This is a genomic window from Rhodococcus sp. S3 (assembly GCF_058211795.1).
This window is the reverse complement of sequence record NZ_CM177074.1, coordinates 4,986,250-5,011,238: the sequence shown is the minus strand read 5'-3', so window position 1 is coordinate 5,011,238 and position 24,989 is coordinate 4,986,250. Positions and strand designations below refer to the sequence as shown.

25 protein-coding genes and 1 pseudogene are annotated in these 24,989 nt (G+C 63.9%); 13 read left to right on the top strand and 13 right to left on the bottom strand.

Features of this window, described 5'->3' with window-relative positions; all coding sequences use genetic code 11:
* Positions 1–128: 128 nt before the first annotated feature.
* The 3 genes from AC0LPE_RS23270 to AC0LPE_RS23260 all read right to left on the bottom strand — a co-directional run bounded on the left by AC0LPE_RS23270 (position 129) and on the right by AC0LPE_RS23260 (position 2,409).
* The gene (locus AC0LPE_RS23270) at positions 129–347 is read right to left on the bottom strand and encodes a hypothetical protein (protein ID WP_155418975.1); all 219 of its coding nucleotides are present in this window, start codon (positions 345–347) and stop codon (positions 129–131) included.
* A gap of 249 nt (positions 348–596) precedes the next feature.
* The gene (locus AC0LPE_RS23265) at positions 597–1,148 is read right to left on the bottom strand and encodes a helix-turn-helix domain-containing protein (RefSeq protein ID WP_059384589.1); all 552 of its coding nucleotides are present in this window, start codon (positions 1,146–1,148) and stop codon (positions 597–599) included.
* 41 nt (positions 1,149–1,189) lie between these two features.
* Positions 1,190–2,409, bottom strand: a protein-coding gene (locus tag AC0LPE_RS23260; RefSeq protein ID WP_490605330.1) for an IS3 family transposase whose coding sequence is annotated in 2 segments (ribosomal slippage) — positions 1,190–2,100 and positions 2,100–2,409 — 1,221 coding nt in all. Because the reading frame shifts where the segments join, the coding sequence is not laid out codon by codon here.
* Between the two features lie 71 nt (positions 2,410–2,480).
* On the opposite strand from AC0LPE_RS23260, the pseudogene AC0LPE_RS23255 reads away from it, so the two are divergent.
* Both AC0LPE_RS23255 and istB read left to right on the top strand, forming a co-directional pair.
* Positions 2,481–3,086: pseudogene (locus tag AC0LPE_RS23255) on the top strand (Mu transposase domain-containing protein); the annotation flags it as partial.
* Positions 3,083–3,907: an IS21-like element helper ATPase IstB gene (gene istB / locus AC0LPE_RS23250; protein ID WP_016695443.1), complete on the top strand. Its 825-nt coding sequence runs from the start codon at positions 3,083–3,085 to the stop codon at positions 3,905–3,907. The pseudogene AC0LPE_RS23255 and the gene istB, both read left to right, overlap by 4 nt.
* A gap of 265 nt (positions 3,908–4,172) precedes the next feature.
* Here the strand turns inward: istB and AC0LPE_RS23245 are convergent, their stop codons facing one another.
* The 6 genes from AC0LPE_RS23245 to AC0LPE_RS23220 all read right to left on the bottom strand — a co-directional run bounded on the left by AC0LPE_RS23245 (position 4,173) and on the right by AC0LPE_RS23220 (position 11,589).
* Positions 4,173–5,798: an AMP-binding protein gene (locus tag AC0LPE_RS23245; protein WP_067882324.1), complete on the bottom strand. Its 1,626-nt coding sequence runs from the start codon at positions 5,796–5,798 to the stop codon at positions 4,173–4,175.
* 108 nt (positions 5,799–5,906) lie between these two features.
* Complete coding sequence (locus tag AC0LPE_RS23240) at positions 5,907–7,517, bottom strand: ATP-dependent acyl-CoA ligase (RefSeq protein ID WP_088899775.1); 1,611 nt, start codon at positions 7,515–7,517, stop codon at positions 5,907–5,909.
* Positions 7,514–7,822: a Zn-ribbon domain-containing OB-fold protein gene (locus tag AC0LPE_RS23235; protein WP_247610358.1), complete on the bottom strand. Its 309-nt coding sequence runs from the start codon at positions 7,820–7,822 to the stop codon at positions 7,514–7,516. The genes AC0LPE_RS23240 and AC0LPE_RS23235 overlap by 4 nt, the downstream gene beginning before the upstream one ends.
* Before the next feature lie 14 nt (positions 7,823–7,836).
* Complete coding sequence (locus tag AC0LPE_RS23230) at positions 7,837–8,982, bottom strand: thiolase family protein (RefSeq protein ID WP_088899777.1); 1,146 nt, start codon at positions 8,980–8,982, stop codon at positions 7,837–7,839.
* Entirely contained in the window at positions 8,979–10,349 is a 1,371-nt protein-coding gene (locus AC0LPE_RS23225) for an MFS transporter (RefSeq protein ID WP_088899778.1), read from the bottom strand. The genes AC0LPE_RS23230 and AC0LPE_RS23225 overlap by 4 nt, the downstream gene beginning before the upstream one ends.
* A gap of 142 nt (positions 10,350–10,491) precedes the next feature.
* Positions 10,492–11,589, bottom strand: coding sequence for a cupin domain-containing protein (locus AC0LPE_RS23220; protein WP_490605329.1), 1,098 nt, complete (start codon positions 11,587–11,589; stop codon positions 10,492–10,494).
* 272 nt (positions 11,590–11,861) lie between these two features.
* Between AC0LPE_RS23220 and AC0LPE_RS23215 the strand changes: the two genes are divergently transcribed.
* The 7 genes from AC0LPE_RS23215 to AC0LPE_RS23185 all read left to right on the top strand — a co-directional run bounded on the left by AC0LPE_RS23215 (position 11,862) and on the right by AC0LPE_RS23185 (position 18,139).
* A complete protein-coding gene (locus AC0LPE_RS23215; protein WP_088899769.1) occupies positions 11,862–12,884 on the top strand; it encodes a carbon-nitrogen hydrolase family protein in 1,023 nt (340 codons plus the stop codon).
* A 36-nt stretch (positions 12,885–12,920) separates the two neighbouring features.
* Complete coding sequence (locus AC0LPE_RS23210) at positions 12,921–13,823, top strand: fumarylacetoacetate hydrolase family protein (protein WP_033098388.1); 903 nt, start codon at positions 12,921–12,923, stop codon at positions 13,821–13,823.
* Between the two features lie 2 nt (positions 13,824–13,825).
* Positions 13,826–14,593 (top strand): maleate cis-trans isomerase family protein, encoded by a 768-nt coding sequence (locus tag AC0LPE_RS23205; RefSeq protein ID WP_033098387.1) that lies wholly within the window; start codon positions 13,826–13,828, stop codon positions 14,591–14,593.
* Between the two features lies 1 nt (position 14,594).
* Positions 14,595–15,293 (top strand): GntR family transcriptional regulator, encoded by a 699-nt coding sequence (locus tag AC0LPE_RS23200; RefSeq protein ID WP_033098386.1) that lies wholly within the window; start codon positions 14,595–14,597, stop codon positions 15,291–15,293.
* A gap of 17 nt (positions 15,294–15,310) precedes the next feature.
* Positions 15,311–15,922 (top strand): flavin reductase family protein, encoded by a 612-nt coding sequence (locus AC0LPE_RS23195; protein WP_490605328.1) that lies wholly within the window; start codon positions 15,311–15,313, stop codon positions 15,920–15,922.
* Between the two features lie 32 nt (positions 15,923–15,954).
* Positions 15,955–16,647 (top strand): BtpA/SgcQ family protein, encoded by a 693-nt coding sequence (locus tag AC0LPE_RS23190; protein WP_088899767.1) that lies wholly within the window; start codon positions 15,955–15,957, stop codon positions 16,645–16,647.
* 331 nt (positions 16,648–16,978) lie between these two features.
* Positions 16,979–18,139, top strand: a complete 1,161-nt coding sequence (locus AC0LPE_RS23185) for a hypothetical protein (RefSeq protein WP_490605327.1) — start codon at positions 16,979–16,981, stop codon at positions 18,137–18,139.
* 42 nt (positions 18,140–18,181) lie between these two features.
* On the opposite strand, the gene AC0LPE_RS23180 is transcribed toward AC0LPE_RS23185, so the two are convergent.
* Together AC0LPE_RS23180 and AC0LPE_RS23175 are read right to left on the bottom strand one after the other, a co-directional pair.
* Positions 18,182–19,201 carry an IS3 family transposase gene (locus tag AC0LPE_RS23180; RefSeq protein ID WP_490605326.1) on the bottom strand — a complete coding sequence of 340 codons (1,020 nt, stop codon included), beginning with the start codon at positions 19,199–19,201 and terminating at the stop codon, positions 18,182–18,184.
* A gap of 26 nt (positions 19,202–19,227) precedes the next feature.
* Positions 19,228–19,356, bottom strand: coding sequence for a hypothetical protein (locus AC0LPE_RS23175; protein WP_490605325.1), 129 nt, complete (start codon positions 19,354–19,356; stop codon positions 19,228–19,230).
* Positions 19,357–19,432: 76 nt separating this feature from the next.
* On the opposite strand from AC0LPE_RS23175, the gene AC0LPE_RS23170 reads away from it, so the two are divergent.
* Both AC0LPE_RS23170 and AC0LPE_RS23165 read left to right on the top strand, forming a co-directional pair.
* Entirely contained in the window at positions 19,433–20,173 is a 741-nt protein-coding gene (locus AC0LPE_RS23170; protein WP_490605324.1) for an alpha/beta hydrolase fold domain-containing protein, read from the top strand.
* Between the two features lie 98 nt (positions 20,174–20,271).
* Entirely contained in the window at positions 20,272–21,651 is a 1,380-nt protein-coding gene (locus AC0LPE_RS23165) for an NAD-dependent succinate-semialdehyde dehydrogenase (RefSeq protein WP_430717204.1), read from the top strand.
* 81 nt (positions 21,652–21,732) lie between these two features.
* Here the strand turns inward: AC0LPE_RS23165 and AC0LPE_RS23160 are convergent, their stop codons facing one another.
* Positions 21,733–22,722, bottom strand: a complete 990-nt coding sequence (locus tag AC0LPE_RS23160; RefSeq protein ID WP_423661174.1) for a bile acid:sodium symporter family protein — start codon at positions 22,720–22,722, stop codon at positions 21,733–21,735.
* 84 nt (positions 22,723–22,806) lie between these two features.
* Here AC0LPE_RS23160 and AC0LPE_RS23155 point away from each other — a divergent pair, with 84 nt between their 5' ends.
* Together AC0LPE_RS23155 and AC0LPE_RS23150 are read left to right on the top strand one after the other, a co-directional pair.
* Positions 22,807–23,664, top strand: a complete 858-nt coding sequence (locus AC0LPE_RS23155) for a LysR family transcriptional regulator (protein ID WP_088899640.1) — start codon at positions 22,807–22,809, stop codon at positions 23,662–23,664.
* 70 nt (positions 23,665–23,734) lie between these two features.
* The gene (locus AC0LPE_RS23150; RefSeq protein ID WP_088899641.1) at positions 23,735–24,229 is read left to right on the top strand and encodes a hemerythrin domain-containing protein; all 495 of its coding nucleotides are present in this window, start codon (positions 23,735–23,737) and stop codon (positions 24,227–24,229) included.
* On the opposite strand, the gene AC0LPE_RS23145 is transcribed toward AC0LPE_RS23150, so the two are convergent.
* Positions 24,222–24,905: a phosphodiesterase gene (locus tag AC0LPE_RS23145; RefSeq protein WP_490605323.1), complete on the bottom strand. Its 684-nt coding sequence runs from the start codon at positions 24,903–24,905 to the stop codon at positions 24,222–24,224. The genes AC0LPE_RS23150 and AC0LPE_RS23145 overlap by 8 nt on opposite strands.
* Between the last annotated feature and the right edge of the window lie 84 nt (positions 24,906–24,989).

Below are 24,989 nucleotides of genomic sequence, written 5' to 3'. Positions count from 1 at the left end.
GATCATCGCGAAGACCATGAGCGCGTAGCCCCACCCGTTCATGCTGTTGGCGTACCAGAACATCATCGGTGTGCCTCTGCATTGCGCCAGATTCGTCGCTCTTCAGGCAGCCCGCGCGATCGCGATTTTCACCCGGGTCCGGCGCACGAGTTCGGCGCGGCCGGCGACGGTGCCGCGAGACGGCCCACACCTGCTGCCTCAGCGATCGCATCGGGTGGCACGTCACTCGCGCCCGCTCTGCTTTCTGTTGATTGGCGTCCAAGTATGCCGAGGCGCTCTTTCAAGAACGCGATGTCGTTGTCCTGCTCGAACATCTGCTTGCGGAGACGGGCGAGCTCGGTGCCCACACGGGCGATGCTGCTGCAGCTCGGAGAGCATCTCGACATACCGCTTCGTGATCGGAACACGCTGTCGGCGTTGGTGACGAAGCGGACATCTCACCTGTCCCCGTACAGATGTCGTGGGAATCTGCGATAGGAGGCGCACACAGCCAATGGGCACACCGACCAGCACCAGAATATCGAAACGACCTGCAAAACAAGATGAAACACCTGATGAGTATCCGGACGCACCCTGACGAACCGTTGCGGGCAGATTCAATCGTCCTCGACGGTGATCGTTGGGGGACTGGGAATTACCGCGGTGGTCAAGGCGATGCGAGTGCGGTCCCCGCCGGAGTCGGTTTGGTACGGCGCGAGTAGCTCGGCGAGCCGTGTCTGGATCTGCGCGAGGTCGTCGGTGGTGACGTAGAGCGGTGTGGTGCCGAAACCCAAGTAATTCCGCAGGTTTCGATCCTCGTTCTCGATGAACGTGTCGAAACTCTCGCCGAGTGCGCTCAGGAAGGTCAGGAAGGCGTTTCGGAGTTCTGCGTCGCTCATCGCATTGAGATCGTCGTGCCCGACGTGTGCCATGCGTTCCCCGAGCGCGAGTGTTCGTTCAATGGTCCCGCGCACGCGGCGCTCGTCGACGACGGTGACGATCTCCGCGTCGATCAGTGCCGCCACGTGCCGGTAGAGCGTGGCCTGGGTGACGCTCGGCAGTGCCGCCCGGAGTTCGCCGGTCGTCAGCTGGCGACCTCCGAGCTGCTGCACAATCCGCAACCGAACCGGATGCAGTACGACGTCGGCAATTGTCGATTTGCTCGCCATCGCGACCTTGGGCGTTCCCCCGGAGATATGGACACCAGTTCCTATGCGGCAGCGGCCAGCGTAGCCGATCGCTTCTCGACTTCGATCGGACAGCTCTGACCGAGAGCGGAATGTCTTCTTCTCGTGTTGTAGCGCGTGACCCGGCGGAACACGTCGACACGCGCTTCACCTGCACTGTTCCAACGCTTCCGACCCTGCAGCGTCTCCCGTTTCAACGTCGCGTTGAACGACTCCGCCGCGGCATTGTCCGCCGACGTTCCGACCGCACCTCGCGAGCGGGTCACCCCCAATTCACGACACACGTCGGCGAAGTCGGTCGAGGCGTATTGGCTCCCGTTGTCGCTGTGAAAAATTGCGCCGTCCAACCCACCGGCACCGCGCACCGACGCGGCCGCCCGCAGCGCATCGGTGACCAGCTCGGTGCGCATATGATCGGCGATCGACCACCCCGCCAAACGCTTGGAGTGTAGATCCAATACCGTTGCCAGATAAAGGAATTTGCCGTCACCTACCGGGAGGTACGTAATGTCCCCGACGTAGCGGGTGTTCGGTGTGCTCGCGGTGAGGTCCCGCTGAATCAAATCCGGGACCGCAGCCGCGTCCGGGTCGGGCACAGTGGTGCGCACCGGTTTGCGCAGGTGGACCCCAACGATCCCGTGCTCGCGCATCACCCGCTCGACCCGCTTGCGATTGACTTCGAGCCCGGCATCGCGCAGCTCGGCGGTCACCCGTGGGGACCCGTAGGTGCTGTCGGAGTCGGCGTGGATAACGCGAATCTGCTCGGCCAACTCCTGATCGGCGCGGGCGCGTTCGGCCCGGGCCGACGCTGCGGCCCGCCACCGGTAGAACCCGGAGCGGGACACCTCGAGGATCTGGCACAGCCACTTCACCGGGAAGGTGTTGCGGTGGTCGTCGACGAATTGGAAGCGGCTCACCAGTTCGTCTCGCCCGCGAAATATTTCGCGGCCCTGCGCAGGATCTCCCGTTCGGTCTCGAGCTTGCGGATCTGGGCTCTGAGCTGCTTGTTCTCTTCTTCCAACACGGACTCGGACGATACCTCGCGCTCCGACCTCAACGTCCGGGGCGCACGTGTGGCCTCGGATGTACCGGTTCGTTTACGTTCGGCGCGTACCCAGTTACGCAGGGTTTCTCGGCTGATCCCCAGGTCCTTGCCGATGCCCTCGTAGGTGTGGTTCGGGTCGGACAGGTACAGCGCGACGGCATCGGCCTTGAACTCTGCCGAGTATGCCTTCATCGCCATCAGTGACATCTCTTCCTCTGGATCCTCACGATCCAGTGTTCATGATGTCCTCACTTCAGGGGGAACCCCCGTCCGTGGCTGACGAGTTGACGGTCGAGCAGGCGCAGGCGAGCGTGGACAAGTTCTGCACCCTGCGCGCCGATGCCCGGATGCGCGCCACCGCCGACGGTAAAGCCTCGGTGCTGACCGTCGCCGCCCGCGAACCCCTGGCGCCGATGCCGAGCAGCCCGTATCCGGTGGTCATCAGCGAACCGCGGACCGTCTCCCGGCAAGCGTTGGTGGCCTACCGCGGCAGCCGCTACTCGGTGCCCCCGGAACTGGCGGCAGCGCAGGTGCACGTCACCCGCAGGCTCGGTGACGAGGTGATCGACATCGTCACCGCCTCGCAGATCACCGTCGCCCGCCACCGGCTGGCTCCGGACGGGGCCGGGGTCATCGTGCGCGATCACGGACACGTCCACGCCCTCGAACAGGCCGCACTGGCCGGTGCCGCGGCCGGAGGCCGGCCGCACCGCCGCAAGGAACGCATCCCACCCGGCGCGGACGCTCGTGCTGCGGCAGAAGCATTGCGCACCAACACTACTGAGTCTCATTCACCGTCGACCTCTCCGGCCTCGCCGGTCATCGATCTGGCCGCCTACGAGCGTGCCGCCCGCGGAAGGAACACCCTGTCATGACCCCCAACCCCGACACCACCACCGTCGCGGCAGCGAGTGTCTATCAGCGGCTGCGGGGTCACCTGGCGACGCTGAAGCTGCACGACGCCGCCGAAGCGTTGCCCTCGGTGCTCGACCGGGCGCAGAAACAGGGCCTGTCGATGACCGCGACCCTCGAACAATTGCTCTCGATCGAGGTCGATGCCACCGAAGCCCGCCGGCTGGCGGGGCGGTTGCGGTTCGCGTGCCTGCCGACCCCGGCCTCACTCGACGATTTCGATTTCGACGCCGCGCCCGGTCTGGATCGGGCGTTGATCGCCGAGCTGGGCTCCTGCCGGTTCCTGGAAACCGCGACGAACGTGCTGCTGATCGGGCCGCCAGGGGTCGGAAAGACCCATCTGTCGGTGGGTTTGGCGCGGGCTGCGGCGCATGCCGGTTACCGCACCTATTTCACCACCGCCGCGGATCTGGCGGCCCGCTGTCACCGGGCGGCGATCGAGGGGAGGTGGGCGACGACGATGCGGTTCTATGCCGGTCCGACGCTGTTGGTGATCGACGAGCTCGGCTATCTCCCGTTGCCGGGTGAGGCCGCATCTGCGTTGTTTCAGGTTGTCGCGCAACGGTATCTGAAGACGTCGATCGTGATCACCACGAACCGGGGTGTCGGTGAGTGGGGTGAGGTGCTCGGTGACACGACCGTCGCGGCGGCGATGCTCGACCGGCTCCTGCATCGTTCGGTGGTACTCAATCTCGACGGGGATTCCTACCGTCTACGTGATCACCATGCCCGGGCGGAAAAGCTCCGTCAGGCCACCACCGGGACCCGGCAACCGCTACAGTGAACACGCCCACGAGTGGGCACTTTCGTTGAGCACAAGCGAGCACCTTCGCTGAGCCGCATCATCGGATGTGAGCATGGACGAGCTCCGGGCGGTGATCGCCGCCAAACAGCACGCTACCGAACCGGCGTTGTCGTTGACCGGCTCGAGCGAAACAGCATAGTATCCAGCACGACTCGTTGATCACTACGTCTACTGCAGAGCCGATCCGAAGTCCACCACTCCACGGGGCACTATCACTCGTCTCGGAGCTGAACCCGTGGTACGGCTACAGCTTTTCCCACGTGTCGTCGGTGACACCCTCGTTCCGAAGAACTGCCTTGGACACCTTGCCGTTGGCAGTCAGCGGTAAGGCGGCGACTATACGCACATAGCGGGGCAGCGCAAAGGCCGGCAGATGAGGTTCCGCGAATGCCATCAATTTTTCGATCTCGGTGGTACTACCGTCGGTCATCTGCAAGCAGACCATCACTTCGTCCTCACCGAGATCACTCGGTACTGCGATCGCTGCTGCTGCAGCCACCTCCGGATGCTCGAGGAAGGCAGCTTCGACTTCGTAGCTGGAGATGTTCTCGCCGCGGCGACGTATCGAGTCTTTCAGCCGGTCGACGTATCGGTACATACCATCCGACTGTTTCCTCACCAGATCACCGGTGTGAAACCACAGATTGCGACGTGAGGAAGTCGTGGCCTCGGGGGCGTTGAAATACCCCGCCGAGATCAGAGCAGGTTGCCGGGGGCGAATGACGAGCTCACCGACGTGCCCGTCCGGCAGCGGGCAATCCGCGGCATCGACGACAGCGACCTCGTAGTCCGGATGGGGAAATCCCAGCAACCCTTCGGTGTGCTGGCCCAACGGGGTATAGAACGCCACTCCGATTTCGGTCATGCCGAAGCCCTCGGCCACTTCGACTCCGAAGTGGTCTTCGAAGTCGCGTTTGATGGCAGGTTCGATGCCCGGTCCGAGGATCACACGCAGTGCGGAGTTCTCCTTGTCGAACACCTCGGGTTTGCGGTTCCACAGCATGCTGCTCATCGCCCCGAGAAGGAAAGTGACCGTGGCCTCGGACTGACGCAGGCGGTCCCAGAACGCCGACACCGAGAACTTCGGACCGATGACCGCGCGTGCCTGGGCGCCCAGCGCCTGCAACAGCGTGGTCAACGCATTGGTGTGAAATAGCGGCAAGCAGGTGTACAAGGTGTCGGCCGACGTCAACTGCAATTGCTCGGTGCAGATCACCGACCACCAAAAGAACTGCCCATGGGGCATGATGACACCCTTTGATGGTCCCGTGGTACCCGAGGTGAACAAGATGGCCGCCGTCGTCTCCGGCACTACCGTAACTGCTTCGGCGCCGGTCTCCCCGAGCTGGAACTCGACTGCATTCGCTACCGAAGCGTGGTGTCGATCCACTTCATCGTCGGCATATCCGTCCAGCGGCTCTGTCGAGATCCGGACCAACACCGGATCCGGGTGATCGAATACATCGCTCGCCTCGGCGAGATTGGTCTCGGTGACACGATCGAACACCACCACAGTAGGGCGTGCTGCGCGGAGTTGGTGGCGCAGCATCTCCCCCCGCAGTGCAGGGTTGAGAGGAGTGAATACTGCTGCACTCCACGCACACCCGAGGAACAGTTCGATCATTTCTCGGCGATTGGCGGTGGCAACGACCACCCGGTCCCCGGGTGTGACACCGTGACGCTGCAAGAACTGCGCACAGCGGGCAGCGACATCGGCGAGGTCACGTCCGGTATAGGAGCGATCGGCGACGGTCAGTACCGGTTCATCCGCCTGGTGTTCAGCAGCGTGACAAATGATTTCTTGGAGCGTACGACGTCGATGAGGCCACTGACGCCACGGATGCGCCCCGATCGATGCTGGGGTCTTCATTGTGCACTGTCTTTTCTGTCACCACCGGATCGGTGGCCACGTAGATAGGCCGCAATATCGGCAGGGCAGCCGAAGACTCCGGCAGCCCTGCCGTCACGGAAAGTGGTGTTACCGATCGTGAATGTGTTCGCGATCCCATGTGGTGTCGGTCCTGCCGCGCTCGCGGAGTTCCGCTTTGCGTATCTTGCCGTTGGCGGTCCTGGGCAGTTCGGCAACGATGTCGACGAAGCGGGGCACAGCGAACTTGGCCAGCCTGTCGCTGCAATGGGCCACGATGTCTGCTGGGTGCAGTTCGTAGCCATCCTTGGGCACGACTGAGACCATGACCTCGTCCTCGGCCATGTCCGATGCCACCGGAAACGCCGCGGCGGTTTTCACGCCGGGATGCAGACAAAGAACCTGCTCGACCTCGAACGAGGAGATGTTCTCGCCGCGACGCCGGATCACGTCCTTGAGACGATCGACGAATCTGAACCATCCGTCCGGCTCCCGGACCACCCGATCACCGGTATGGAACCACAAGTTCTGCCAGGCTTCGACGGTCTTGTCCGGCATGGTGAAGTAGCCGGTGGCGAAGCCGAACGGCACACGGGATCGCAACAGCAGTTCGCCCGGAGTACCGTCCGGAACTTCCACGTCGTATTCGTCGACGACAATCGCGTCGAAGTCGGGTTGCACGCGCCCCAGATAACCGGCCCGAGGCGCTTCTGGCGCCGAGTTGATCGCCGCGTTCGTTTCCGTGGATCCGAACCCGTCGCTGAGATCGAACCCGAAACGCTGCCGGAAAGGTTCGAACAAGGTGGCCGGTGTGGCCGGTGACAACGCGATACGCACCCGGTGGGCACGGTCGAAGGGACCTGGCTCACGGGACCACAAGATGTTGATCATCGCACCGAGCAGATAGGTGACCGTAGCACCCGATTCGGTGACCTCTTGCCAGAATCGACTGGCGGAAAATCTCCTGCCGACAACGAAAGTGGCACCCGAGACCAGAGCCTGGACGAACGTATTGAGGGCATTGGTGTGGAACAACGGCAGACAGGTGTAAAGGACATCCTTCTCGGTGATACCGAGCTGCTCACTGACATTGACGCCCCACCAGTAGAACTGGGCATGAGGGCAACACACTCCCTTGGACACACCGGTGGTGCCCGAGGTATAGAGCAGTGCTGCGGTGTCTCCCGGAGCAACAGGCGCGGCCGGTCTCGCACCCGAGAGTGCGGGGAATCGCTCGACACGTAGCGCAGAAACCGGCTCGGCGGAAGGGCTGCCCAAGGACCACACCCGCTCCAATGTGGAGGGGAGGGTGATCTCCTGGAGCCGTTTGAGCAGAGCGGGTTCGATGACCAGAATGCGGGCGCCGGAGTTGGCCAGCGCATGGAGAAGTTGCTCTCCTCGCAGTTCTGCGTTCAAGGGCACCGCCACCGCCCCCATCCAGGTAGCTCCCAGGATGGTTTCCAGCAGTTCGAGTCGATTGCCCGTCAGTGTCGCGACTCGGTCTCCGGACCGGATTCCAGCCTGTTCGAACACCGCGGCCGTCATGGCAGCGCGATCACGAACCTGGATGTAGGTGTAGGACGAGCCGTCGATCTCGAGCAATGTCTTGCTCCCGAAGGCGTCGGCCTGTCGGTTCAACAACGCCGGCAACGTGCATTCGGTGATGGGCAGTCCACGCAAGGGCGCGGACGCACGTTCGCGTGCAGCTAGTTCCACTGTCATCGTTTCTCCTGGGCGTGGGGTGTCGGTACGTATCCGATCGGGTTGTCCGGCGCTGTCGGAGGTATCGAGGTCAGCTCGATCGTCGTTCCCGGTGTGATGGGCGGACCGTGGACGGCCGCGACGACGATGGGGCCGAGGTCGCAGCGGACGGAGGCGAAGCGAGTAGGTGGTTCGGTGTGTTGGGCGGTCCATTCTTCGACGGTGCCCTGACGTGCCATGACGTTCTCGAATTCGTGACCATGGCAGTGAGGGCACAGGAGCCGGAACGGAAAGGCGACGGTGGCGCATCGGGTGCAGCGCTGCATCTGGATTCCGGTAGTCACATCGCCTCCAGAATCGTCATGTTGGCGCACGCGCCATAGCGGTAGGTGACCATGCCGTATCCGGTCACTGCCGCCAGGCGTGCTTCGACTTGTCGCTTCCCGGCGTGCCCGAGCAACTGCGTAGTCGCTTCAACGAGCCCGTGCAGTCCCCCTGCCGACCCTGCCTGGCCTGCTGACAATTGCCCGCCCGAGGTGTTGACGGGCCATCGGTGGTGGAGCATGCGATGCACCGCTTTGCCGAAGTCGTCATCAGGCACGAGCCCGAGGTCGGCGAGTTGGATGAGCACCATCACGGGGTAGTCGTCGTAGACGTTGACGAGGTCGATATCGGTCGGGTCCACGCCGCTGCGCTCCCACAGACCGGGTGCGATATCTGTCAATCCTGTCTGTAATCCGTCACCGGTGTGGTTGTCCCAGTTGATACTCCCGCCGATGGCGCGAACTCGGACAGTATGTCGGTCGGCAGCCAGGTCCGCTCGGGTGACGACGACAGCATCAGCACCGCTGACGGGGGGAACGCAGTCGAAACGCCGCAGCGGTGCGGCCACCATCGGGGCGGCAAGGTAATCGTCGAGTGTCATGGGCGTGCGGTAGACCGCACGGGGATTCAGCGATGCCCATTGCCGCTGGGCCACAGCGATGGCGCCGTAGTCGGTTTCCGCCAGTTCGTACTTTTTCATGTGGCGCTGGGTCAGCAGAGCGAACATTGCGTTGGGACCCGACATACCGGCAGGTGTGACGTGGTCTCGAGTAATGCCGTTGTATTCGGAGACCAGGGTCCGGAAGTCGTCATGAGTCATACGGTCACCAGCGGCGATGACAATTGTGTTGGCGTCGCCGGCTTCGACTGCGCGTACCGCGTGTTGGAGCATGTTGATCCCGCTGGCGCCGCCGTTGGTGTCTTCCATGATCCAGCGCAGGCTCAAACCGCACTTCATGGCCAGATCGACAGTATGGTCGGGTTTGAGGGTGAAGCTCGATACCGCCAGGCCATCGATATCCGCAATCGTCAAACCCGCGTCGGCGACGGCACTGCGGATGGCGGCAGCAAGCATCGATTGTGTAGTCGTAGCGCCGGCGGGATGCCGAGTGTAGGGCTCTTCTGCAGCGCCGATGAGGACAGCAGTGTTGGCGGCGCTCATACCGACTCTCCGATGCGTCCTGTGTTCGCTGAGTTGTGATCGAGACCCGAGCTCGGCGTCGAGGTCTTGAACCGGCTTGCGGTCTCGGGAGCGCAGTAGACCGCGATGGTGCTGATCAGACCGAGAATCGCCAGGTAGATGGCGATCGGCCAGAAGTGCCCGGCCCAGGCGAGCAGGGCCGTAGCGATGAGTGGGGCAATGCCGCCGGCGAAGATCGCCGCGACTTCATGGCCGATCGATAGACCGCTGTAGCGGACCTTGCCGGTGAACAACTCGCTGAAGAAACTCGGTTGGGTGCCGATCATGGCGCTGTGGCACAGACCCACGGCGACGATGATGGCGATCCAGATCATTGCCGGTGTTCCCGTGTTCATCAGCAGGAAGAACGGCACTGCCCACACGACGACGCCGATAGCACCGAAGAGATAGACCGGTCGGCGACCCACACGGTCGGACAGTCTGCCGAAGCCGACCATGGTGAAGGTCTGCACGACGTTGGCAGCAATGATGGCCGGCAGGATGACATCACTGCTGATACCCAGATGACTGCCGTACGCCAGGGAGAAGACCAGAAAGATGTAGGAGCCGCCGTTCTCCGCCATCCGCGCACCGACCGTGAGCAGGATGGAGCGCCGTTGCGTGCGAATCGCCTCGAGTGCGGGGTAACGCTCGACCTTGCCTTCGGTCTGCAGCTCTTGGAAGACAGGGGTTTCGGTGATCTTCATGCGGATGATCAAACCGGCGAGCATGAGAACCAGGCCCAGCAGGAAGGGGATGCGCCAACCCCATGTCAGAAACTGGTCGTCCGGAAGGAGAGTGACCAGGGCGAAGACCGACGATGACAAGATGAAACCGATGGTGACGCCGACCTGGCTGAAGGCGGAGAAGAAGCCTCGGCGATGGGGTTGAGCATTCTCACTGATCAGCAGCACAGCACCGCCCCATTCACCGCCGACTGCGATGCCCTGGATGATGCGAAGCACAACCAGCAGGACCGGGGCCCAGAAGCCGATTTGCTGATAGGTGGGAAGCAGACCGATCAGTGCGGTACATACGCCCATCATCATCAAGGTGATCACCAGCATCGACTTCCGGCCGAGTCGGTCACCGAAGTGACCGAAGACAACACCACCGATGGGGCGGGCGACGAAACCGATGGCGAAGGTGCCGAAAGCCGCCAGCGTACCGGTCAACGAATCATCGCCGGTGAAGAACAACGGGCCGAAAACCAGTGCGGCGGCGGTGCCGTACAAGAAGAAGTCGTACCACTCGAGGGCACTACCGATCAAGCTGGCCGTTGCGACCCGTTTGATCGGAGTCGCCGGTGGTGAGGGGTTGGATCCGGTATTGCCGGTGTCAGTTGTCATCGATCAGGTCCTTCGAACGTCTCACGTCCCGTGCGGAATATGTTCGGGAATTGGAGGGGAGGTGAAAGGGGGCTTGTGGGGTGGGGCTCGATGGTGCGATCACCTTCGCGGTTGGAGCTCCTCGAGGTGACCGAGATGGCGGTCACGGGTTCTGGTGTCCGTGGTTGTCGGTGTAGGCGGCTTCTTGGTAGAGGTCGAGTGCGTGCATGACGGGGAAGTCGTTGAACGAGAACAGGCACGCATCGTTGCGGTCGTCGTCGTTGGCGTGTTCGTGCCAGGCCCACGAGGGCACGCAGAAGATGTCGTTTTCCTGCCAGTCGAACCGCTGTCCGCCGATGATGGAATGACCGCGGCCTTTGGCCACGTGATAGATCACCGACCCGGTGTGCCGATGCGCGAGCGTGGCCTGACCGGGACGCAGCAGCTGCATGTGCGCGCCCATCGTCGGCATGACCGAACCGCCGGTGAGCGGGTTGACGTACTCCATGATGATGCCGTCGTACGGTGATCCGTCGGAGACCTCCGCGCGGGCGAGCAACGCCTCGTAGGTGCGTTCCCACGGGTAGGCCAGCAGCGGGGAGTAACGCTTGCTCCATCCGCGGTCGGCGGGGGTGAGGATCCCGGACCCGTACTCGTGCAGCGAGGTGTTGACGACTTTTCCGGGTTGTTGATGCAGCTCCGGATGCACGGCGTAGAAGTTTGCGTCGAGTGTGTTGACCAGGGGGATGTCGAGTCCGTCCTGCCAGATCACCGGGGAGCTGGCCGAATCGTTGCCGTGTTCGTGCCAGGTGCCACTCGGGGTGATCAGGAAATCCCGCGCTCCGGCCTCGAGCCGGTCGCCGTCGACGATCGTCCACGCTCCTTCACCTTCGATGACGAACCGCAGGGCAGAGGCTGCGTGTCGGTGTGCGGTCATCGACTCGCCCGGGTTCATGATCTGCAGTCCGGTGTAGAGCAGACCCACGGCCGCACTGAGGTCCTTGCGGCCGTCGTTGACCAGCATCACCACCCGTCGGCCGGCATCGTCACCGGAGACCAACGAGGCGGATTCGAGCACCGACGGTCGCAGCTGCTGATAACGCCACAGCATCGGCACCGATTTCGGTTGTGGATACCACGGCTCGATGTCGTTGGCCACCGTCCACAACGCTCCGGCGCCCATCGTCTCGAGCCGGCGGTAGAACTGCACCAGCTCGTCGGTGTCCTCCACGCGGGACCGGCCGAGGATGTCTTCCCTCATATCAGCAACTCCTTCCTACATCACTGCGGCGGAACAAACGCGTTGTGAGGGAACGGTAGACCGTAATTTGATCAAATGCGAGACCTGACAACGAAATTTTTCATGACGGAAACATGACTAGGCAAGAGGCGCTCTTCGAATAGGTGGTGAATTAACTGCTCAAGCCTCTGAACGCCCAACTCTCGATCGAGGCACCTCTTGCGAGTAGACGTATAATTTGATCAAATCCTAGGCATGATGGTCTACACGTTCAGCAACGAAGGACACCGGAGATGACCGCATACCCGAAGTTTCGAGCCGCCGCAGTGCAGGCGGCTCCGGAGTTCCTCGACACATCCGCCACGGTGGACAAGGCATGCCGTCTGATCGCAGAGGCGAGCGCACACGGTGCTGAGCTGATCGCTTTTCCCGAGGTGTTCGTCTCGGCGTACCCCTACTGGAACTGGACCATGACGCCCGTTGAAGGGGGCCCCTGGTTCGAAAAGCTATTTCACGCAGCCATCGACATCCCCGGGCCCGAAGTGGCGGCCTTGTGCGCCGCTGCTCGCGCAGCCGATGCCCACGTCGTCATCGGAGTAAACGAACGAGATCCGTACTCCTTGGGCACGCTGTACAACTCGGTCCTGTTCATCAGCAATACCGGTGAACTACTGGGCGTCCACCGCAAGCTGGTGCCGACCTGGGCCGAGAAGCTGACCTGGGCCGGCGGAGACGGCAGCTCACTGCGCGTCTACGACACCGGAATCGGGCGACTCGGTGGACTGGCCTGCGGGGAGAACACCAATACCTTGGCCCGGTTCAGTCTTCTGGCACAAGGAGAGCAGGTCCACATCGCCAACTACATCGCCCTTCCCGTTGCACCGGCCGAGTACGACATGGTCGAAGCCATCAAGACCCGCGCTGCTGCACACAGCTTCGAAGGTAAGGTTTTCACCATCGTCGCCTGTGCCGCGATTACAGATCAGATCGTCGATACCGTGGCACACAACGAGGCCGCCCGCGCGCTACTCGAGCGTCCGCACAGTGCCTTCAGTGGCATCTTCGGTCCGGACGGGCGGCTGATGACCACGCCCCTCATCGACGAGGAGGGAATCGTGTACGCCGACATCGACATCAATGCATCGATCCAACCCAAACAGATGCACGACATCATCGGCCACTACAACCGGTTCGACATCTTCCAACTCAGCGTCAACCAGCAACCGCAGTCCAGCGTCGTCCTCAACAGTCACCAGGCACCTACCTTCCCACCTCCCCACTTCACGGAAGTTCCTGGCGAGACCGAAACGGCCTAAGGGATTTCCGTACATTCATCGAACAAGGAGAATTTCGTGCGCTTTGTCAACTTCAGCTTCGGCACCGACGGGGAACGTCATCTCGGAGTCGTCCTCGACGATGCTCTCGTCCTCGATCTTGTCCCCGCCCTGCAGTCGGTGATCGATGTTCCCAACGATCTACGCGACTACATCGCCGCTGGCCCGGACCTGCACCGCCGGGTCGCCCAGACCATCGCCACCACCCAGTCCTGGCCCGCAGAAGCCACCCGTTCACTGGACGAAGTGGTGCTGCACGCCCCATTCCGTCCCGGCAAGCTCATCGGTGTCGGACTGAACTACGTCGAGCACGTCGAAGAATCGAGCCGATCCCTCGACACCGACGAAAATCTGCCGACGCGGCCGGTGCTGTTCAGCACACCGGGCACCGCGGTGATCGGCCCCGACGAGCCGATCCTGCACAACAGCGAGCTGACCGAACAGCTGGACTGGGAATGCGAACTCGCCGTGATCATCGGCGATATCGCCAAGTCGGTGACCGAAGACGACGCGATGAACCACGTCTTCGGCTACAGCATCGTCAACGACATCAGCGCCCGCGACCAGCGCCGCTCCGGGCAGTGGTTCTTCTCCAAGGGACAGGACAGCTACAAGCCCTTCGGTCCCATGGTCGTCACCGCGGACGAACTCGGTGACCCGCACACCCTGCAGTTGTCGCTGACCGTCAACGGTGAGCAGCGCCAAAACGGAAATTCTCGGCACATGTTGTTCAAGATTCCCCAGCTCATTGCCGATATCACCTCCGGAGTCACTCTCGAACCCGGCGATATCATCGCCACCGGCTCCCCTCAGGGCGTAGGTGCGGCGATGACCCCGCCGACGTACCTGACCCCGGGTGATGTCGTGGCCGCAACCATCGAAAAGATCGGCACCCTGGCCAACCCCGTCAAGGCGGTCTGATCATGACCACACCGGCTTCCCCCCGCGCCTACCGCATCGGCCAGATCGTCCCGAGTTCCAACATCACGATGGAAACCGAGATCCCCGCGATGCTGCGCGCCCGCGAAGAGGTCGAACCCGAGCGCTTCACTTTCCACTCCTCGCGTATGCGGATGAAAGAAGTGACCAAGGCTCAGCTCGAAGCGATGGACGACGAGTCCGATCGCTGCGCCCTGGAACTGTCCGACGCCCACGTCGATGTCCTCGGCTACGCCTGTCTGGTAGCGATCATGACCCGCGGCGCCGGGTACCACTGCACCTCGGAGAAGCGCCTGCACCAGGTGACCGTCGACAACGACGCCGAAGCGCCGGTGGTCACCAGCGCCGGCGCCCTGGTTGACGGGCTGAAGGTGCTCGGTGCCCGTAAGGTCGCCCTCATCGCCCCGTATATGCGCCCCTTGACCGAGCAGGTCGTCGACTATATTTCCGGTGAGGGCTTCGAGGTCACCGACTTCATCGCCCTCGAAATTCCCGACAACCTCGAGGTCGGTTCCCGGGACCCGATGGCGCTGGTGGACATCGTCGAACGGCTCGACCACAGTCAGGCCGATGTAGTCGTGCTGTCTGCGTGCGTGCAGATGCCGTCGTTGGCTGCCGTCCAGGTCGTTCAGGACCGAATCGGCAAGCCTGTGCTGTCTGCAGCCGTCGCCACCACCTACCAGCTGCTGAAAGAACTCGGCCTGAAGCGGTACGTTCCCCGTGCAGGCGAACTGTTGAACGGGAGCTACTGATATGACCGCAGCCGGAGTGAAGAAACCCAAGCGTTCGACAACACTCGAACAGGCGTACAACGCCATTCTCGAGTCCATCTGCAACGGTGATATCCCGCCGGGCGCTCCACTCCGGCTGCAAGAGCTGTCGACCACCTTCGGGATGAGCATGATGCCCATCCGCGAGGCACTCCGCCAGCTCGAGGCCATCGGCGTGATCGAGATGACCCCCCACAAGGGGGCGCGGGTCCGAGAAATATCGACGGACGACCTCATCGACACCTACCGGACCCGCATCACGCTCGAAGGCATCCTCTGCAGCCGCGCCGCCGAAAATTTCGACGCCGACGACGAAGCGGCGGCCCGCGAGGCATTGGAACGGCAGCGCATCGCACTCGAAGACGGCGACATCATCGAGGCTCGCATTGCACACAAGGACTTTCACTACGCCATCTACCGCGCTGCCGGCTCGGTATGGATGCTCCGCTCCATCGACCCGACCTGGCTCAACAGCGAACGCTACCGTGTCACCAGCGAACAGGATGGTGACCAACTCACCCTCCGCCGCGAAGAACACGAACGCATGCTCGCAGCGTGCGTTGCTCACCGGCCCGAGCAGGCCCGCCAAGCCTTGCGAACCCACCTGATCAGCACCGTTGCCCATCTGGACAAGAACTTGGCCAAACGCCTGGACATCCTTACGGCCGGGGCGTGCTGTTGACCCAAGGCCGCTCTACCATGTACTCGATCGACCCGACCGCCGACTCATATACTCGCTTCGATCCGGCCGTGATGCGTGCTGCGGACTTCTATCACGTCCTGGCTGCCTCGGTGGTGCCGCGCCCCATCGCCTGGGTGTCGACGCGCTCGAGCGCCGGGATCTTGAATCTCGCTCCGTACAGCTTCTTCACCGTTGCCTCCACCAAGCCTCCGATCGTGCAGTTCAACTCGGTCGGTCACAAGGACAGCTGGCGCAACATCACCGAAACCGGTGAATTCGTTGTGAACATCGGGACCGAAACACTCATCGACCCCATCAATGCCACCTCCGAATCCTTTCCATACGAGATCGATGAGTTCACCCAGGCGGGAATGAACCCCCACGACAGCGATGTCCTGGCTGTCCCTCGAGTTGCCGAAGCGCCGATCGCGTTCGAATGCGTCAAGCACACGATCGTGGAGATGGGAAACTGCTCATTGATCTTCGGACGCGTCGTCAACGTCGTTGTCGCTAGCGCCGTACTGGCCAAGGACGGACTTCCCGACTTTTCCAAGGTCGCACCGCCGAGCCGACTCGGACGTTCCGAGTGGGGCCTTGCCCCATCCACGGTGACACGCGTACGACCCTGACACCTCCAACGCAAACCAGCAGGAGCATCGCGATGCGCATATATCCCGTGATCCACGTCCACGATCTCGACCAGGTGTCCGAACAAGTCGAGGTCGCTCGTCGACATCCCATTTCCGGAGTCTTCCTCATCGACCACGACGCAGATGACATCCGCCTGGCCCGATGCATCGATCACGTCCGCCTGAAGCACCCCGACATCTTCCTGGGCGCAAACGTCATTCGCCGCAGCGCAACTGAGGCACTGAACATCCTCGCACCGCACTTTCCTGGCGGTATTCCTCTCGACGCCATCTGGACCGACAACGCCGGCGTCTCCCTCGACGGCGACGACCACGAGTTCCGTTCACTCCACTCAGCACGAGAACGAACCGGATGGACCGGACTGCACTTCGGCGGCATCGCCTTCAAATACCAAACTCCCGTCTCAGAATCCGATCTTCCCCGCCTGGGCGAACTCGCACGCCGCCACGTCGATATCCCCACCACCTCCGGACCCGGCACAGGACTAGCCGCCGACACTCACAAACTCGAGGCCCTTCGCGAGGGACTCCACGACCATCCGCTCGCCTTGGCCAGCGGGGTCACGCCGGACAACGTCGAGTCATTCATAGGCCTTGTCGACCATATCCTCGTTTCCACAGGAATCGCCGACGACAACGACCGCATCGACTCCGGAAAGTTGGCGACCCTCCTCGAACGTTGCACTGTCGAGCAAAGAAATTAATCCTAATTCCGTCCCCGCGTAGACGGTGAAGCACCGAGCGTTCCCGCGTTCCGCTGAAAACGGAGAGGTTGACGGTGTGTGCTGTTCGACGATGGTTGAGCAGCACAGAAGAGATTCGTCTCTACGCTTGATTCGTGTCGACGAACAAAATCGCAGGGGATGTCCTCTAGGGAAGAGATGGAGAAGCCCCTCGTGTCCCGAGCACGGACACATCCACTCGTTCGAGTCCAGGGGTGTGTCGCACGATGGGATATCGTTGGCGCCATGCTGACACTTCGTCGAAAGAATGACTCCGCCTGCTGAGTCCGGTGGCGCCCTTGACCGCGCCGCCATGACCGAACTGCTCACCACGCGGTTCGCAGAACCCATCGCGGTCTACCGTGATCTGCTCCGCGGCCTCGCCGCCACCGGAGAGCCCCCATATCACCAGTCGGTGCTGCTCGATACTCATCCTGTCGAGGGGCCGTCGTTGACGACGCCACACCTGCGGATCCAGGTGAGCTACAGCTATCAGGACGCCGACGAGCTGGGATCATTCCCTGCGGAGATGAGGCCGGTGTGTGTGCGGATCCATGTGCAGGGCTATCCCGATAAGTATCCCGACCGTCGGGCAGCGGGCTCCGATCTGGTCCACGAGTACCCGGCCGTCGAACCGGAAGCGTGGGCGCGTGCGGTGCTCGGCCGACAGTGGTCGGATTATGCGTACCAAATGATCCGCCGGACCGATGTGGACCGGCGCATGCGCACCAACCTGATCTACACCCAGCCACTGTTCGTGGTGTTCGTCGCCTCGGACGGCACACCGGTGCTGGCCCCGGACAACACCGCCTGGAACCGGTTGTGGCTCAAAGTCATCGACGCCCGCAAACTCGATCCGGATCCCGAATCGAGGGCACTGCAAGAACACATCGTCCGGGTCGGCCCGTACGCCCCGACCGCAGGAATCCGCCATCCCGACACCGAACCCGACGGCGGCTGGCGCCTGGAGGTCACCGGTGTGCCCCTCGACCGGCTCACCGACACCGCGGCCGAGACGGTGCGCGCACTGCGCAACGGTATCCGGGTCCGCGGCAGGATCGCCACGCAGTTCCGCCCGGTCCGACTACACGTCGAACTCGACCACGTGGTGGTGTACTTCAAGTGGGCCCGCAATCCGAACACCTTCGCTGTGACCATGCATCCACCCCAGACAGGCGACGAGCTTGCCGGTCCGCCCTGGCACACCCCCGCCGCCGTCGCCGGCACCATGATCTCAGGATGGCAAGAGGAACTGTGTACAGGTCTGCTGGTGCGCGGTACCCGACGCCGCGACGGCGACACCATCCACATCTCGGCTCCGCCTTCTACCCCGGTCCACCCAGAATATTGGGTCAGCGAGGTCGCGCTGCACGAACGCTGCGGGGTGTGGCTTGCTCGCGAGGGCCTCGACATCGACCGGCCGCTCGAATGGAAGAACACGGGTGTACTCGCGTGTGTGGCAGGTCCCCGATAGTCGGTCCGGTCGGTTCTAGAGCCGATTCCTACTTGCAGTCGATCAGTCGATCTCACACGCCACCGGCTGGTGCCGGTGAGTGCATCCGGCAGCGTACTCGGCAGGAGTTCGGTACCCCAGCGCCGAATGACGGTGCCGGTGATTGTGGTCGTCCTTGAAGTCCTCGATCACCACCCGGGCCTCGAGCAGAGTGGGCCAGTAGTTTCGGTTGAGACACTCATCGCGCAACCGGTTGTTGAACGACTCGATGAACCCGTTGTTCCACGGCGTGCCCGGCGGAATGTAGGACATCCCCACCGACCCAGCACAGAAGTCCCGCAGCGCTTCCGAGATGAACTCCGGCCCATTGTCCATCCGCAGCACCAGCGGCGGCCCACCCCACATCGCGAACGCCTTCTCCAAGCCCTCAATCAACCGGTCGGCGGTGATCGAGCGGTCCACGATGTTCAACAACGACATCCGGGTATGTTCGTCGACCATCGACGCGATCTTCACCGTCTTGCCGTCGACGGTCGAGTCGAACTGGAAGTCCAATGCCCACACCACATTCGGAGCATCCGCGTCGACGATCGGAACCGAGGACAGGCCGGCACGTTTGCGGCGTGGAGCACGCCGGACCTGCAGCCCTTCTTCCTTCCACAGGCGGTGGATCTTCTTCTTGTTCACCTCGATGCCCTGGTCGTAGCGCAGCCACGCCCATGCTCGCCGGAAGCCGTGCCGCGGATGCTTGCGGGCATATCTGCGCAGCTTTGCGCGCAGATCGGCATCCGGATCGTCCGGTGTCTGCGCCAACGGCAACCGCCGGTAAACCGATCGGGAGAGCCCAACGACCTTGCACGCGAACCGCTCCGACATCTGCATAGTGCCGGTGAGCATGGTGATCGCGGCGCGTTTGGCGGTCGGGCTCAGAATCTTCCAGTGGATAATGAGAACAACCCGCTGGTGGGACGGCCTGACCCGGAATTTTCCTGGCCACCGAAGTGCCTTTCGCAGGACCCGTCGACCCGACCGCCAGCGGGCCACCACACCCGACAGTGGAGCACGCGATGTCCGTGACCTCATAGGAGCCTGCCGCCCCGCCCGGCCCGTCACTGGCCCGTCCGAACCTCGAGCGCTGCGGCGATTTCTTCACCGTTCTTGCCTTCCGCGGCCAACTCGTCGGCTCGGCGCAGCTTGCGCACGATGTCCTCCGCCGAGTGACGTTTGCGTCCCGCCATGATCCCTATCGTCCCTTCTTCGCCCTCACCAGGGCAATCAGGACTCTAGAACAACCCGGACCTACTCACAGGGGACATGCCAGTCGGCGGCGTTCCCGGTATCTGGTGCCTGCCGCAGGGTGCGAAGACCTCCGAGGTGCTGCTCTACACGCACGGCGGCGGCTTCGCGGTCGGTTCCGCGGCCAGCCACCGCAAGATCGCAGCGCACGCGGCCAAGGCCCTCGGTGTCGTGGCCTTCGTCCTCGACTACCGCCGCGCCCCCGAGTTCCAGCGCCCCGCGCAGATCGAGGACGGTGTCGCGGTCTTCGACGCGCTGGTCGCCGACGGTATCGCGCCGCAGGACATCACCACGATCGGTGACTCGGCCGGCGGCAACCTCGCCGTCGCCATCGCACTCGCCCTGCTGCAGCAGGGGAAGCAGGGCCCCGGCGCGGTCATCGCCTTCTCGCCGTGGCTCGACATGGAGAACAAGGGCGAAACCCTCGTCACCAACAACGATACCGATGCGCTGATCACGCCGGAACTGCTCCAGGGCATGATCGCCGGGGTCCTCGGCGACACGATCGATCCGACGACCCCGCTGGCGAACCCTCTCTACGCCGATTTCGCGGGCTTCCCCCGCCTCTACATCAACGCCGGCAGCGTCGAGTCGCTCCTCGACAACGCCACGCGGTTGAAGGAGCGCGCCGAGGCCGCCGGTGTGGACGTCACCCTCTCGATCGGCGAAGGCCAGCAACACGTCTTCCCGTTCCTGGCAGGACGTTCCGCTCTCGTCGCCGACGAACTCGCGCGGATCGCCGACTGGTACCGCAAGTAGGAGTCCGTCTCCTGCGGACACCGAAACTTTCATCGAGGACGGGGCCGGGCGCAACGAGTTCGTCGCGTCCGGCCCCGTCCGTACATCGGGAGAACATCATGGGTGTGTACACCAGCATCGACCCCGCGACCGGCGAACAGGTCGCGCAGTTCCCGGAGATCTCCGACGACGAACTGAAGGCTCTCGTCGCGCGCAGCGCCGAGGCCTACCGCGAGTGGCGGGCGACGCCGCTCGAGAAGCGTCGCGCGATCCTGGAACGTGTCGCCGAGATCCACCGGGAGCGTGCCGGCGAGCTGGCACGCATCCTCACGCTCGAGATGGGCAAGCCCATCGCCCAGGCCGAGGGCGAGGTCGCCCTCGTCGCGTCGATCTACCGGTACTACGCCGACCACGCCGAGGAGTTCATGGCGGACGAACCGCTCGACATCTCGGGCCCGGGTACCGCGGTCGTCCGCACGGAACCGATCGGTCCGCTGGTCGGCGTCATGCCGTGGAACTATCCCTACTACCAGGTGGCCCGGTTCGCGGCACCGAACCTCGCTCTGGGCAACACGATCATTCTCAAGCACGCCCGCAACTGCCCGCAGGCGGCACTCGCGATCGAGAAGGTCTTCGAGGACGCGGGCCTGCCCGCAGGCGTCTACGCCAACGCCTTCGTCTCGTCGGCGCAGGTCGCGGACGCGATCGCCGATCCGCGTGTGCAGGGCGTGTCGCTGACCGGATCCGAGAAGGCCGGAGCCGCGGTCGGTGAGGTCGCGGGACGCAACCTGAAGAAGTGCGTCCTCGAACTCGGCGGTTCGGATCCGTTCATCGTGCTGCGCGACGCCGACATCGATGCGGCGGCCACCGCCGCCGCGGTCGGCCGGTTCGCCAACGGCGGTCAGGCGTGCACGGCGTCGAAGCGCTTCCTCGTGGAGGAACCGGTCTTCGACGAGTTCGTGGAGAAGTTCCTCGAGGCGATCGACGCCTGGCAGCCGGGCGACCCGACCGATCCCGGGACGAAACTCGGTCCGCTGTCGTCGCGTTCGGCTGTCGACGAACTCGACGAGCTCGTGCAGGACGCGGTGTCGCGCGGCGCCCGGGTGCTGACCGGAGGTGAGCGTCCGACCGGTGACGGTGCCTGGTATCCGCCGACCGTCCTGACCGACGTCACGCCCGGGATGCGCGCGTACTACGAGGAGTTGTTCGGTCCCGTGGCGGTCGTCCATCGCGTCGGATCCGTCGACGAGGCCGTCGAGATCGCGAACGATTCGCCGTTCGGTCTGGCGTCGAGCGTGTTCACCGCCGATCCGGCCGTGGCCGAGCGCGTGGCGAACGAACTCGAAACCGGCATGGTCTGGATCAACAGCACCAGCAAGAGCTCGCCGGATCTGCCCTTCGGCGGGGTCAAGCGGTCCGGTTTCGGCCGCGAACTCGCCCGTTTCGGCTTCGCCGAGTTCGCCAACAAGAAACTGGTGCGCAACCCTGCCGGACGGTGACGACCGGTCCCGATCCGACGATGCGGCCGTTCCCCGGGTTTCCGGGAACGGCCGCATCGCTGCTGCCACACGGTCGTTCTGTCACACGGTCGCAAGAGCTTCCGGTGCCTTCTTCGCCAACCGGCCGGCGAGGGCCGCGCACACCAGGAGCTGCATCTGGTGGAACAGCATGAGCGGCAGCACGATCAGGCCGATGGGCTGGCCGGGGAAGAGCACGATCGCCATGGGCAGACCGGTGGCGAGAGACTTCGTGGAACCGCAGAAGAGGATCGCGACACGATCCTGATAGTCGAAGCCGAGTCCGCGCGACGAGTACCAGGTGAGTGCGAGCACGATCGCGAGCAGTACCGCACACACACCGACGAGGGCGAGCAGGCGGCCGACCGAGATCATCGACCAGATGCCCTCGTTCATGCCGCGGCTGAACGCCACGTACACGACCAGCATGATCGATCCGCGGTCGACGAGCTTGAGCGGCTTGCCGTGGGCCTTCACCCAGCCGCCGACCCAGCGCCGCAGGAGCTGGCCGGCGACGAACGGCACGAGCAGCATCAGCACGATGTCGAGCACGGCCGACCCGCTGAAGGTGACGCCCTGCGTGGACATGGTCAGCGCGACGAGCAGCGGCGTCGCGAAGATGCCGATGAGGCTCGACGCGCTGGCCGAGACGATCGAACCGGGGATGTTGCCGCGCGCCACCGAGACGAGCGCGATGGCCGACTGCACCGTGGACGGCAGCAGGCACAGGTAGAGGACGCCGAGATAGAGCGGGTCGCTCAGGATCGACGGCACGAGCACCTTCGCGGCCAGGCCGAGCAGCGGGAAGACGACGAAGGTCGTGGCGAGGATCGTCAGGTGCAGACGCCAGTGCTTGAGACCCTCGATGGCCTCCTGCGTGGACAGGCGCGCGCCGTACAGGAAGAACAGCAGCCCGATGGCGATCTTGGCGGCCCAGTTCACGCCGTCGAGTACGACCCCGTCGGCGGGCAGCAGAGCAGCGACGGCGACGGTGGCGAGGATGGCGAGCAGGAACGGGTCGAGTCGTCCGAGCACGGGGATCTTGGAGAGCACGAATCGACGGTACGGCAGCCGGACGTCATTACAGAAGACGGTCACCACGTTTTCTGTAATCGCGATTCGTGATGAAATGGGGTCGTGTTCGATCCGGTGCACCTACGGAGCTTCCTCGCCGTCGAGCGTGAGCGCGGCTTCACCGCCGCCGCCCAGCGGCTCGGCCTGCGTCAGTCGACGGTCAGTCAGCACGTCGCGCGACTCGAGAAGGAGATCGGGCGCCGGTTGTTCGTCCGCGACACGCACAACGTCGAGCTCACGGCCGACGGCGCCGACATGGTCGCCTTCGCCCGCGAGATCCTCGATCGCCACGACGCCGCGCGCAGGCACTTCTCGGAATCGTCGCTCAGTGGCCGGCTGCGCTTCGGGGTCTCCGAGGACCTCGTGCTCTACGAACTGCCGTCGATCCTCGCCGAGTTCCGGCGCAGTCATCCCCGAATCGATCTCGAACTCACCGTGGATCTGAGCGAGGATCTGCAGCGCCGACTCGACGACAACGAACTCGATCTGGTCTTCGGCAAGCGCCGACCGGGCAGCCGCCACGGCGAGATGATCTTCCGCGAGCGCCTCGTCTTCCTGTCCGCCCCCGATTACGTCCTCGATCCGGACGAGCCGACACCGCTGGTGTCCTATCCGTCGCCGGCCCTGACCCGCGACATCGCGCTCGAGGTCCTCCAGCGCAGCGGGCGCGGTGTGCGGGTCGCGTGCACGACCGACAGTCTCAACGGCCTGCGCGCCGCGGCGCTCGCCGGACTGGGCGTGGTGCTGCACGCCGAACGGCTCCCTCCGCCCGGTCTCGTCCCGGTGCGCGATCCCCAGCGACTGCTTCCCGATGCGGGTGAGATCGAGTTCGTGCTCATGGCGCGTCGTTCCGTACTCAGCGGTCCGGAGGCGGCCCTGCGCTCGGCCATCCTCGCGAATGCGGATCGCGTGCGCGTGTGACGGTGTCGCGGATGGGTATTCCTGTGCCACGCCCGCTGGGGGCGGCAGTGCTCACGCCGCAGGAGGAACCGTGTCCACAGACGCGATCGTGTTGCTGAAGGAAGACCACAAGGAGATCAAGAAACTCTTCCGCGACTTCCGGAAGGCCGAGGGGGAGAAGGAGAAGGGCAAGATCGTCGACAGGATCATCGAAGCCCTCACCGTGCACACCTATCTCGAGAACGAGTGCATGTACCCCGAGATACGTTCCCTGCTCCCCGATCTCGAGGACGACATCCTCGAATCGTACGAGGAGCACCACGTCGCCGATGTGCTCGTCGTCGAACTGGCCGGAATGAAGCCCGACGCAGAGCGTTTCGATGCGAAGACGACGGTCCTGATCGAGAACGTCGAGCATCACATCGACGAGGAGGAGGACGAGTGGTTCCCCAAGGTGCGCGAGGCACTCGGACGTAAGCAGTTGCAGGACATAGGTGCCCGTATGCTCGAGATGAAGGAGGACGCCCCGCGGTCGCCGGCGCAGCCGTCCGCGCTGAAGAAGACGATCGACGCGGTGATCAGCTGACGGTGTGCTGCGGCCGGGCGAGGGAGGCGCCTCGTCCGGCCCGGCTCGCCCGGTAGGCGTCGCGCCGAGTCTCGACGAGCCAGCCCGGCCACGGATCGACGAATCCGGGGCAGTGGACGGTCGGATCGAAGGACGGCTGCTCCGAATCCTTCTCGGACAGGCGGCGACTCAGCGTCAGGCGTCCCGCCGATTCCAGGGGGCCGCGGGCGGAGCCCACCAGGAGCGAGAACTCGAGCGGCACCTCGAGAGCCTGCACGGAGGTCGTCGAGGACGGATGCCGTCCGCGAGGAACGGCGATGATCCACCGCGGCGTGGGATCGCTGTCGGTCCGATAGGCCATGAGTGTGCTGTAGCGGGCACTCGACCACGAGCGGGCCGGTAGCAGCGCCACCCGGCCGGGCAGATAGGCCGACGCGAGGAGGATGTCCCACGGGCCGGTCTTCGCGGCGAAGCGCACCGCGAGACCGAGAACGTCCGGCATCCCGTCCGGTGTGCCGATGCCCCGCGACACCCGGGCGACGACAGGGGTAGGGCGGGGGATCTGCTGCGGCCACCAGGACGACTCGAGTTCGGCGACCCCTTCGAAGGTCGCGCCGCGCGGATGGAACACGCGTGCTCCGCGCAGCGCGGATCCCACTCGGAACGGCACGGACAGCGCCGACGACAGAGCAGTCATGGGGATGGCATACCCGCCGGTCTGTCGGTTCAATCGCCTTCGTCACTCCCCGCCCCGGCAGCGTCCGATTCGGTCACGATGAAT